Source organism: Bradyrhizobium sp. LeoA1Lang (genome assembly GCF_055413685.1).
The window spans coordinates 1-9873 of record NZ_JBVAPG010000229.1; the positions used below are offsets into that span (position 1 = coordinate 1).

A 9873-nucleotide genomic window follows, 5' to 3' on the forward strand; every position below is an offset into this window, starting at 1 on the left:
GACAACACCAGCTCGACGGTCTGGCGCTTGTATTCTTCGGTAAATGACCGACGTTGACGTTCCATTCAACACCTCCGGGCTCAATGAGCCTACTACAGGTGTCCACTCATTCGGAGGAGGTTCAGCGATTTGCTTAAACGTGTGCCGCCATGCGTGCGTTGGGCTCAGCTCCGGGTCGGTTACGCCTTGCTCTCGCACCCACTCCGCCAACTCTCCCCGAACGTTGCCCGCCCTGCTCCGACTGGGGTTCATTGGATCACTGCTCGCACGGTGCCGTGTCTTATCGTCGTAAAATAGTGCGCCCTTCCCAACCGAACGGACCATATCAAGGAACCCTTGGGCGACCAGATGCTCATGGAGCGGCACAACGCGCGTCTTCCTTGTCTTGATCGTGCCCGCATCTGGCATGAGCTTCATGAAATGGAAGCTGCCGCGCTGCTCTATGTCATCGCCACGGAGTTGCGTGACCTCGCCCGCACGCGCACCAGAATACGCGCAGAGCCAAGGCACCCACCGTTTAGCTCGGTCCAAAGGTGTCTTGGGGTTCTTGACAGCCAATGCGGCCGTCAGGACCGTGCGCGCTTCTTCCTCGGTGAAAGCCTTTGTCTCGCGGCTCCGGAGTTTCCTCGGAACATGCACCTTGATGTCAACGAATAAATTTTTTCTGACGTGCTTTTGCTCCGCGCCCCAACCAAACACGCGACGCGATGACGAAAGCCACACTTCACGCACCGTAGTCGCGGAACGCTCCTCGGTAACCAAGCCTCTCACCCAGGAACGTGCGGCCTCCTCGGTGATCCCATCGGCACCGACATTCGCAAAATGACGCTGCATCTCAAGAAATACGGCACGCCAGCGCTGCACAGTGTTATCTGCGGGCTTAAGGGCCTTCACGAATGCTTCGAACAAATCCCAGCAGCTGATGCCTGTAGCTCGCGACCGCCCATCGGTGAACGCTGGGAAGCTGTCCGGAGTATCGTCACGGGAGTAGTCGCCGCTGGCGCGCCGTTCCAGCAACATTATGGCAAGCAGGAGATTGTCGCTAACAGCATCGACAAAGAGCGCATAGGCGGAGGCGTTCAGCGCCTTACCCTCACTGGCAAGAAATGTCGCCACTCGCGCCAACTCCGCGACCTGCGGCCTCACCGCTTCGCGAACCTCGGGCTCCTTCTGCCACTCCCAGTGGGGATCGGCCTTGGGGTTATCGTGGTAGCTTTCGGGCGCCTCGGGATAAATCACATCCCACACGAGGTGATCACTCATTTCCCTCCAGCGCTTCGCCGGTCCAGGGTCATTCTCGTGCAGCTTCACGAACCAATTGTACCAACGACCCGCGAGCGCGATTGCGTTGAGCCTTGTAAGTGGCTGGCCCTCGCCATTCCTTTGGGCCCGCAGGGTAGCAATGCGGGTCTCGACCTCGGCCTCCCACTCTCCTAAGCGGGCCTTGGCTTCATGTCGGGGCGTGTCGGCTGGCAGCTTCAGATGGGCCTCGCGCTTCACGCCGTACAGGCGTTGGTAGTCCTCGCGAACGTCCACGGGGACGACCTTGCGGGCGAACCATCGATTGTCATGAAGTCTGTTGAGCGCGACCATTCGCAATGCCATTTGTGCAGCCTTTTGTATTTTAGGCGGCGCAAATACTGCTGGTCTATCAGTAAGATGCTGAGAACGCGGAGTTATCCGCAATCTTGGTACAGTTGGGTGGGCTCGAACCACCGACCTCCTGTTCCACAGAACGCGTTACAGCCCTGCCAACTCAAAAGCCGGGACGTGCTGACATTGCGTTAGCGGACGCGTACCCTCGCAGTTTCTCCCACGAGCCTCCCGGGATCAATTCCTAGTTCAAGGCTGGTCCGCGAACGGTGGGGGATTCGAGCGAAAAGAGCGCACCGTTACCAACAAATTCAGAGCGGGGGAGAAAGTCGTGTTCAGATCGAGCGATACCGACCGGTGGGGGCAGGGATCGCGGCGCCTCGATTGGCCGATCAATCCAGAAGCATCCACTTTTTGAGGATCAAATTGCGGTCGGACGCGATGCCCGACGCCTGGATCCGCCGGCCAACAAGCCCTTGCAAAGCCTCGTCAATTCCATACCCTGGGCCGTCCTGGGTCTGCAGGATGTAGGTACTCCCCGCCGAGGTCCGCAAGGTAACGGCCGAACGCTCGCTCTTGGAGCCGGGAGCGACCGTCTCCATTGCCACATCGCCTTCGAGATCGACCGGTTCGATACCCATCTTACCGGCTGACATAGGTCCTCAAGAACGAAATTGCAATCTCGCCATCCTTACGTAGCGCGTGGGCGACCAGAAGTCGGACCTCCGGGACCTCCGACACGCCCTCCTCATTCTTTCTGGTCTCGATCGCGACCGTAACCAGGGGTTCGGCCGCCATCGACTTGACCGAACCCATGAATACCTTTCCGCCTGAAACCCGATAGCAGGCGACTTGCGGATTCTCCAATCCATGCTGGCCCGCCAGTTCCCGAACCTTTTCCATTAGACCGGCATGTCCTGCGAGCCGGCTCCTCGAGGTCACGGGCTTACCCATCATCGATGCCGAATCCATGACTGACCGTCCGTTGCTGGCGAGCGCCAGCCGGACCGCCTTGCGTTGCGTTGCCGCATCGACCACCCCGACGCTCAGGCTGGCAGCGACATGTTGAGGCAATGAGCAGGGATGAACCGACGCATCCCCAAGCAGGATAAACTGGCCGATGGTTTTCAGATTTGCCGGATCGGACATCCGCTCCCGTTGAACGAATTCCTGCCTCGCCTGCAGGAACGCGCGGCCCAGCGACTGGCCCTTGAGCAGATTGATCCAGAAAAACTGGGCCAGCAAGTCGGCGGCGCCGATCGCCTCCGCCGGACCGTAGGAGATGTTAGTGCTGCCGACGAATCCGATTGCACCATTCTCCAGGTAGCTGAGGCAGATCGGCTGATCGCGTCCGGCCAGAATGTGGTCATACAACTGGGCGCCGTAACAGCATTCGGCGGCCACGATGGTATCGGGCTGTATGTTGCCGGCCAGCTTTGAGCTCTCGATTGAAATCGGAAATCGCCGGTCCTTTTCGCCGAAGAATTTCGGCTGGAGGGCCTGACCGTGGCAATTGATAAAATGCGCCCGCTTCGCGAGATCGGGATCGATGGCGGCATGGGTTGCCGGCGGCGCAAGCTTGAGCGCTGTGAAATTTCCGAATATCTGATTGAGGCTCATCTGGGTGGAATCCGTCCACGCGTCGGCCGATATGGCGAAATACGATGCGTAATCTTCGGCAGGACGGCGCGCATGAATGCTGGATTGGTCCAGCAGCTTTGTCAGGAAATCCGGATCATTGCCGCCGGCGGGCCCGGGAATTCGAGACACCACCCGCGCAGCGCCAAGAAAATCGTCGATCTTGCGGCTGTACGGGGCGGAAGAGGCGTAGGGCAGATCGCTGGGTACATTAAGGTCCCCGTCCTGGAATGTTGGATTATCCAGGCTGATGTGGGGCACAATGTCCGGACCGCCGAGCAGCACCAGATAATCGGGATTGAATGCGCGCGCGATTGCGTCGACGGCTTTCTTCGCTCCGATTTCGTCCTGGGCGTTGACGACGGGGTCTCCGACACTAGTCATGTCATCCGTCGCATCGATGTAGATTCGGCCGGTCTTGATTCCCCGGCCACTATCCGCGGCCACAAGGCGCACGATCGCCGCCTCGATCTTCGCAAGGCCATCTGCGGTATATTTTCCTGTCAACGCACGCTTGTTGGAAACAATCACCTTGTCCATAGACGGCCACCTCGAACTGGAGCGCGCAATTCTTGCACGCGGAGAAATGAAGCAGATATCCCATAAGGGTTGGAAATATCGATATGCTTACCCTATAGTTGCATCGTCGAGACCTGCTATCAATCATGCAAATGGCTTTTTTGGCTGAAGCAAACAAAATCCGGGCAGATTGCCATCGTCGGCGAGCGAAGCGATGAGCCTGGATGCGAGGTATGACGTTTGCATCGTCGGCGGAGGGCCTGCCGGCGCGGTCACGGCGTTGCGCCTCGCAAAACTCGGATACCGGGTCTGCGTCATCGAACGTTGCGTGTTTCCCCGCCCGCATGTCGGTGAATCGCTGACGCCGGGAGCTTATCCCATCCTTGATGTGCTGGGCTTAAGGGACAGCATTCTTGCGCTGGAATTGGCCGAACCAGAAGAGACGCGGCTGCGCTGGGCGACCCCCGATACAGAGCGGTTGGCCAAAGGTCAGCGCGACACCGGGCTGATGGTCGATCGCGCCGTGTTCGATACCGTCCTGCTGCAGGCCGCGGCGGCAGCCGGCGCCCGGGTATTCCAACCAGCGCAGGTCCGCAGCACCAACCAGGCAACCGACGGCTGGCATATTGAGCTTGTCGTCGATGGACGGCCGTACAAACTCAATGCAGCCTTCGTTGTCGACGCAACCGGACGCAAAGGCTTTTTCCGTCGCAGCCGGAGACGACTCTCTCCGCGGACCGTAGCGCTTTGCGGTCACCTTGATGGGCGCAATCTCCCGCGCGCAACGCTGGTGGAAGCGCTTAGCGATGGGTGGTGCTGGGCAGCGCCGATACCCAGCGGATTGCTCAGCACGATGGTTTTCCTTGACCCGGAGTCGATCCGGCACTTGCGGCCCGGCAAATTGGAGACGCTCTGGCGTTCATATCTGGCGAAGAGCGACCTTCTTGCGGACTTGGCGAGCGCGCCGGCGGTGAACCCGCTTACCCTGTGCGATGCAAGCGCTTATTATGACCAGCATCCCATCGGCCGGGCACTGATCCGTGTTGGGGAGGCAAATTTTGCCCTGGATCCGCTGTCGTCGACGGGCGTCGAGAAAGCGATGCAGACCGGTCTGTTTGCGGCGCTCGGTCTGCATACCACGATGCTGAGGCCGGAGCGCGCGGCGATGTGCGAACGCTTCTACCGCGACCGAAGTCAGGAGGCTGTCGCCGCTCACATCCAGTGGTCGTCGAACTTCTATGCTGCAGTCGAGCGATTTCGCCATCATTCCTTCTGGGCCACCAGGGCCGTTGGAGCGAAATACCAGCCGGAGGGAAGCTCGTTGCCTCCAGCCGTCAAATCAAATCCGATCTCCCTCGGGACTCGCATCAGAGTTTCGGATCAGGTCCGGCTGATCGAAGAGCCATGCGTCGTCGGCGATGAAATTCAGTCGCACGCCGCATTGCTACATCCTTCGCTGGGACGTCCAGTCGCCTTCCTCGAAGGCGCTGGAATCGACGACCTGCTGCGACCGGTGCCGTTTGCCGTGGACCTTGAGGGAATCCTGACGGCCTGGTCCAGGCAAATGCCTGCCGCACAGGCTCGGCGCGCCGCAGCGTGGATGCTGAACAACCAGATTCTCGAGCCGGTCGCGCCGAGTGCGTAACAGCCGCCGGATCGGGAGCCGAAAACCAAACCCCGATCCGACACCGCCTCGCGTCAGGCGGCCGCACAGATACCCAGCCGAAGCGCGGTCTCATCACGCCACTGGTATGAGATCGATCAGTTCGGCAATGCGCGTGCAATCCTCCCCCCGGCAGCCGCTCGACGGGCATACCTTCGAGACGTTGCATGTGCCGTTCGAGACAAAGTCCGCTTCTCCGCGCACCAGAATGCCTTCCACCTCATGATTGGCGCCGAACACTGGCGATCCCGAATTTCCACCGTAGCTATCAAGGTTCGCCACGAAAAAAGCGCTCGGCGTATTGTCTCTGACGTTGGCGCCGTCGGCAAATTTGACCGGGAGGCCGGTCGGATGCCCGATGACGGAAACCGCCGCGGTGTCCGCAATACGACCGGTCCGGCGAACCTGGAGAACAGCCCGGTCCGTCACCGGCCGATCCAGCTGGATCAGCCCCCAATCCGCTCCGGCACCTTGTTCTTCGCGGCCCAACATAGCTTTTCCGCGATAGATGTCCTTGTTGGGGATACGCGTTACGGGAGTATTTGCATCCTCCATCCGAAAGCCGAAGACAAAAAGTATCGTCGTGACATTTCCGGCGTTCGCGCAGTGGCCGGCGGTCGCGATAAGATCGGGGCCGACGAGAAAGCCGGAGCAAAAAGCGCCAATCGGCTGATCGAAAAATCGCTCTCCGGAACACAATCCCCGGGATTGACCGAAAGGCTGGGTCCGCAGTGTCGATGTCCCATCGCCATTGTCGGTGACAGCGGTGTCGAAGAAGAGAGCCACAACGGAATTGGCGAGTTCGCGAACCTTGGCGTTGGACTTGAACTCGAAGAAATCCTTTCGATCATCTACGCCGTAGATAACCTTTTCCTGATCGAGCAGCGTCTTGACGAGTGCGCCGGTGGAGGCGGACGCAAGGGGAGACGCCGGGGCGGCGTCGAGGGTGGCCGTCTTCTTGGCTGCCGATTTGGCCCTCACATGCAGTTCGGCCCTGATGTCGGACGTCGGAACTTTATCCAAATCCAGATGATCAGTCATCGTCGTTGCTCCTTGGTACAATGGCCGTGTTATGCTTGGGTAATCGTCCGAACAGTTTTCGTGTGCTGGCAGCGAGTATCTCTCGTTGCCGCCCTCGATAAGGCCGGAGGTGAGCGATGTCCGAGGCGCGTGATGAATTTTGCCGGGCCATCGATGAGGGCGATGTCAAGGTCGCGATGGCGACCCTTGTCGGAGTGGTGTCGGTCGATGAATCGATGCACACGGACAGTGATCCGAATTTCGACAACGCGATAAAGCACCTGGTGGACTGGCTGATGCAGTGCGGGTGCATCGAGGACGTAGAGATCTCAAGTGGCATACTCAAATCACAACCTCCGCAGAAAATGCTCACGCTCACCACGAGGTCTCCGGGGGCTGGTCGGATATTTCACCTCAAACTGCGTCTTGGATATCGCATGGAAGTCCACAGCTTCGAACGCTGATACCGGCGTCCGAATACAGCTTAAGCGGAAGCGGTCACCCTGATTACTGGCCAGAACGGCCGCCAACCGTCGCAGGCCGAGACGACCGCCGTTCCTGGCAATCCTCGCGTCCGGCTCTCGCCGGTTCTGGAAGCACCGGTCAAAGTGGAGCACGGGACTTCATCAACGCCGGCTGCACCACCAATAACCAAAATCTACTACAGAATGCACAAATTTAGATGATCACGCTAGAATTGAATGATAACGAATTCAGGCATCAGCGCAAGTACTAATCATCGTTGCGGCTCTACGTTGTTGTGGCGGAAGCCTCAAACCAATCCGGGCGCGCGTGAGAAATTCGCGCGTAGAGCTGAAGGCAATAATGCAACCAGCCCCGGATATAGTCGCAGGCCGGCCGGCCGCGAGCGATGACCTCGTGATGACAGCCGCCGGCGCAAAGATAACGTGCCCAGCAGTCGCGGCACGGCACTTGATGATGGACGTGCCGTTCGGCTAGCCATCGCGTCTGTGCCGCCTGGTCAACTCCCGTCGAGAGATTACCCATCCGGCCAGCCTCGTCGGCGACGAAGCGATGGCAGGCGGCAAGGTCACCTTCGGCGGATACGCCGAGATATCCCGCGCCGGCGCCGCACGGATAGGGCCGGTGCGTGCCACGATGGACCTCGCGCAAGGCATTGATGACATTCGTGAACGCATAGCGCTCGCCGCGCAGCAACCGTCGCTCGAACTCGGCGCCGCAATCGACCATCGCTGCCAGGAAATCTTCCAGTTCGCGGGCCGACAGTTCCCGGTCTCGAGCCGATGCATGCAGCACCGGCGAGAAACCGACCGAGTGGAAGTTCAAGCCGAGAAAATAATCTAGGCGCTCGCGCAGATTGTTGTTTCCGGGCGTCACCGTGGCACGCACGGATACCTGCATTTTCCGCTGTGCGGCGAGCAAGGGTCGGACGCGCTCCATAATGCGGTCGAAGCTGCCGGTGCCATTCCTGAACGGACGCTGGCGATCGTGAACGTCCCGCAGCCCGTCGAGGCTGATCGTCACGGCAAAGCCGTGCCGCTCGAAAAAGGCGGCGTCATCCTCGGTCAGCAAGGTCCCGTTCGTGGTGATCGAGAACGTCGCGCCAATGCCGCGCCGTTGAGCGAGCACTAGAGTGTGTTCGGTGGCGGCGCGCAGGACGGTGCGGTTTGCCAGCGGCTCGCCGCCCAGAAAAGCCAAATTCACCCGCGCTCCGGGTTCGGCGCCATCGACAAGGAGCTGCACCGATCGAAGCGCGGTCTGAAGGGTCATGTCCTTTGGCGCGCCGCCGAATTTGCCTTGGTCGGCATAGCAATAGGTGCAACCAAGATTGCATTTCTGTGCGACAGCGAGCGAAAGCGCGTGCAGCGGCGGCGCTTCCAGTGGAGTGTCGTCGATACGGGGGGACGAAAGCACCCCGATCGCCTCAAGCACGCGTTCGACCGCCGCATCGCCGAACGGCGCGGCGGCGTCGAGCCGCTCGATGACCTCGCGATCGACCTCGTAGATCTGGCTGCCGTTCACGACCAGGAGCTGGCCGCCGTCATTCAGGTTTTGCCAATGCGCGTGCCGCGAGCGCGGCCGTGATCCCGCGTGGAGCGCCTCGCTACGACTCCTGTTGTATGACTCGCCGACGCCAGGAGTATTGATCTCTGACAGCGTCATGATCGGTCCGCATCGCGGCCCTTGATCGCGAAGCGCAGCCATTTCTCCCAATTCTCAAATAGCTCGTCGTAAGTCACCAATCGCGTGTCGGCGCGGTCATCGAGAATATATTCACCGGGCCGTGGATCGCCCTTGGCGAGCCACATGTCACCCCGGCTCAAGCCATCCGGCGTCGGCTCGACGTTGACGTAATCCGGACGGCTTGCCGGCCAGTAGTAACAGGCGCATTCGCGGTAATCGTGTTGCCAGGGCGAGCAAAGGCCCTGTGTCAGTTCGCCGGGATGCAGCAGATCCTTGGCGTGAGCCGCGGACTCGCCGTCAAACATTCTGCGGACCACCAAATCGACCTCAAGCAGTTCGGTCGACGCTTTGGGCATGTCGGGCATCGCGTCCGAGGGTTCCATGGTGAAATGGCACTTTACCGCGTGGCCCTGCCGTCTCATGACGAATGCTAGAGCGTTCGACCATTCCATCGCCAGGGTGCCGGAAGAGTTCGTCGAGGCAACCAGCACGGTGTTGCTGCCGCCGGGAATATGGGGCCCGGTGACGCGCGTCATGATGTCTTTGCCGTCCACCTTGAGAAGCCGATGATGCTTGAGACCGTCGTAACGAGGATCTTCGATCTCGACTACGTAGTTGTCCCATTCCTGCAGCACGATGCCGACGAACGCACGCCGCCAGAACGCCTTGAAGTCGAATTCCAGGCCGGGAAAGCAGTTTGAGATGGCGGTGCTCGGCAGCGAGTTCGACGGGTTTCCCGTGGACCGATGCAGGAGCTGCGCCATCCGGTTCCGCGGATCGATCTTCATGACTGGTCTCCCGCATCTGGCTTGCCGTTGTTGTGGAACAATGGCTGGGTCGCGGCCTTCTCGACCTTGTCGATTTGCCGGCGGGTCAGCGCCAGACAGCGACTCTCTGCGCCACGCAACATCGGCGGCATCTTTCGCCGGCCCTTGTCGGACAAGTCGCCGACCTCTTCCGGACGGCGAAGGACTTGATCGAACCACGGCGCGCTGCCGCTTTTCAGCGCCGTGTATACGCGCTCGTGCAGGCTGCGGACGGCGAGATTGTCAACAATTGACGCAGCGATGATGGGCGCGAAGGCGCGGCCGGTATCGTTGGAATCCTGGGTCACCAGGGTATGAGCGATGTTCACCCGGCCATCGATTGTCCGTCGTCAGATAATTTGAGACAGATCAAGCTTTTCGAGAAGGGAGGCTCTGGCTCATCAGGGGTTAGAGTTTAAGCGGCCTGCAGCTGATGCTGCAAGCGGCGGTTTGCGATAGTGACAAGCT

Annotated in this window: 8 protein-coding genes and 1 pseudogene; 2 read left to right on the plus strand and 7 right to left on the minus strand. The window is 60.0% G+C overall.

From position 1 onward, the window contains the following. The 3 genes and pseudogenes from ACZYOF_RS39645 to ACZYOF_RS39655 form a co-directional block, all read right to left on the minus strand. Positions 1–1593 (minus strand): annotated as a pseudogene (locus ACZYOF_RS39645) (hypothetical protein); the annotation flags it as partial. Positions 1594–1985: 392 nt separating this feature from the next. Then, positions 1986–2234 (minus strand): hypothetical protein, encoded by a 249-nt coding sequence (locus ACZYOF_RS39650; protein WP_463719148.1) that lies wholly within the window; start codon positions 2232–2234, stop codon positions 1986–1988. 1 nt (position 2235) lies between these two features. After that, positions 2236–3771 carry a hypothetical protein gene (locus tag ACZYOF_RS39655; protein WP_463719149.1) on the minus strand — a complete coding sequence of 512 codons (1536 nt, stop codon included), beginning with the start codon at positions 3769–3771 and terminating at the stop codon, positions 2236–2238. Between the two features lie 193 nt (positions 3772–3964). On the opposite strand from ACZYOF_RS39655, the gene qhpG reads away from it, so the two are divergent. Further along, positions 3965–5395 (plus strand): flavin-dependent monooxygenase QhpG, encoded by a 1431-nt coding sequence (gene qhpG, locus ACZYOF_RS39660; RefSeq protein ID WP_463719150.1) that lies wholly within the window; start codon positions 3965–3967, stop codon positions 5393–5395. A gap of 93 nt (positions 5396–5488) precedes the next feature. Here the strand turns inward: qhpG and ACZYOF_RS39665 are convergent, their stop codons facing one another. Then, positions 5489–6454 carry a trypsin-like serine peptidase gene (locus tag ACZYOF_RS39665; RefSeq protein WP_463719151.1) on the minus strand — a complete coding sequence of 322 codons (966 nt, stop codon included), beginning with the start codon at positions 6452–6454 and terminating at the stop codon, positions 5489–5491. A gap of 116 nt (positions 6455–6570) precedes the next feature. On the opposite strand from ACZYOF_RS39665, the gene ACZYOF_RS39670 reads away from it, so the two are divergent. Continuing rightward, complete coding sequence (locus ACZYOF_RS39670) at positions 6571–6897, plus strand: hypothetical protein (protein WP_463719152.1); 327 nt, start codon at positions 6571–6573, stop codon at positions 6895–6897. Between the two features lie 286 nt (positions 6898–7183). Here ACZYOF_RS39670 and ACZYOF_RS39675 read toward each other — a convergent pair whose 3' ends face one another. The 3 genes from ACZYOF_RS39675 to ACZYOF_RS39685 are packed head-to-tail and all read right to left on the minus strand — an operon-like array spanning position 7184 to position 9734. Continuing rightward, positions 7184–8578 carry a radical SAM protein gene (locus ACZYOF_RS39675; protein ID WP_463719153.1) on the minus strand — a complete coding sequence of 465 codons (1395 nt, stop codon included), beginning with the start codon at positions 8576–8578 and terminating at the stop codon, positions 7184–7186. Continuing rightward, positions 8575–9387 (minus strand): hypothetical protein, encoded by an 813-nt coding sequence (locus ACZYOF_RS39680; protein ID WP_463719154.1) that lies wholly within the window; start codon positions 9385–9387, stop codon positions 8575–8577. Before ACZYOF_RS39680 ends, ACZYOF_RS39675 begins: the two co-directional genes overlap by 4 nt. Continuing rightward, complete coding sequence (locus tag ACZYOF_RS39685) at positions 9384–9734, minus strand: hypothetical protein (protein ID WP_463719155.1); 351 nt, start codon at positions 9732–9734, stop codon at positions 9384–9386. The genes ACZYOF_RS39680 and ACZYOF_RS39685 overlap by 4 nt, the downstream gene beginning before the upstream one ends. Between the last annotated feature and the right edge of the window lie 139 nt (positions 9735–9873).

Excerpts from the sequence above, each read along its gene's own strand:
- qhpG (WP_463719150.1), top strand. The coding sequence starts at position 3,965 with ATGAGCCTGGATGCGAGGTATGACGTTTGCATCGTCGGCGGAGGGCCT.
- ACZYOF_RS39650 (WP_463719148.1), bottom strand. The coding sequence starts at position 2,234 with ATGGGTATCGAACCGGTCGATCTCGAAGGCGATGTGGCAATGGAGACG.
- ACZYOF_RS39670 (WP_463719152.1), top strand. The coding sequence starts at position 6,571 with ATGTCCGAGGCGCGTGATGAATTTTGCCGGGCCATCGATGAGGGCGAT.
- ACZYOF_RS39680 (WP_463719154.1), bottom strand. The coding sequence starts at position 9,387 with ATGAAGATCGATCCGCGGAACCGGATGGCGCAGCTCCTGCATCGGTCC.
- ACZYOF_RS39675 (WP_463719153.1), bottom strand. The coding sequence starts at position 8,578 with ATGACGCTGTCAGAGATCAATACTCCTGGCGTCGGCGAGTCATACAAC.
- ACZYOF_RS39665 (WP_463719151.1), bottom strand. The coding sequence starts at position 6,454 with ATGACTGATCATCTGGATTTGGATAAAGTTCCGACGTCCGACATCAGG.
- ACZYOF_RS39655 (WP_463719149.1), bottom strand. The coding sequence starts at position 3,771 with ATGGACAAGGTGATTGTTTCCAACAAGCGTGCGTTGACAGGAAAATAT.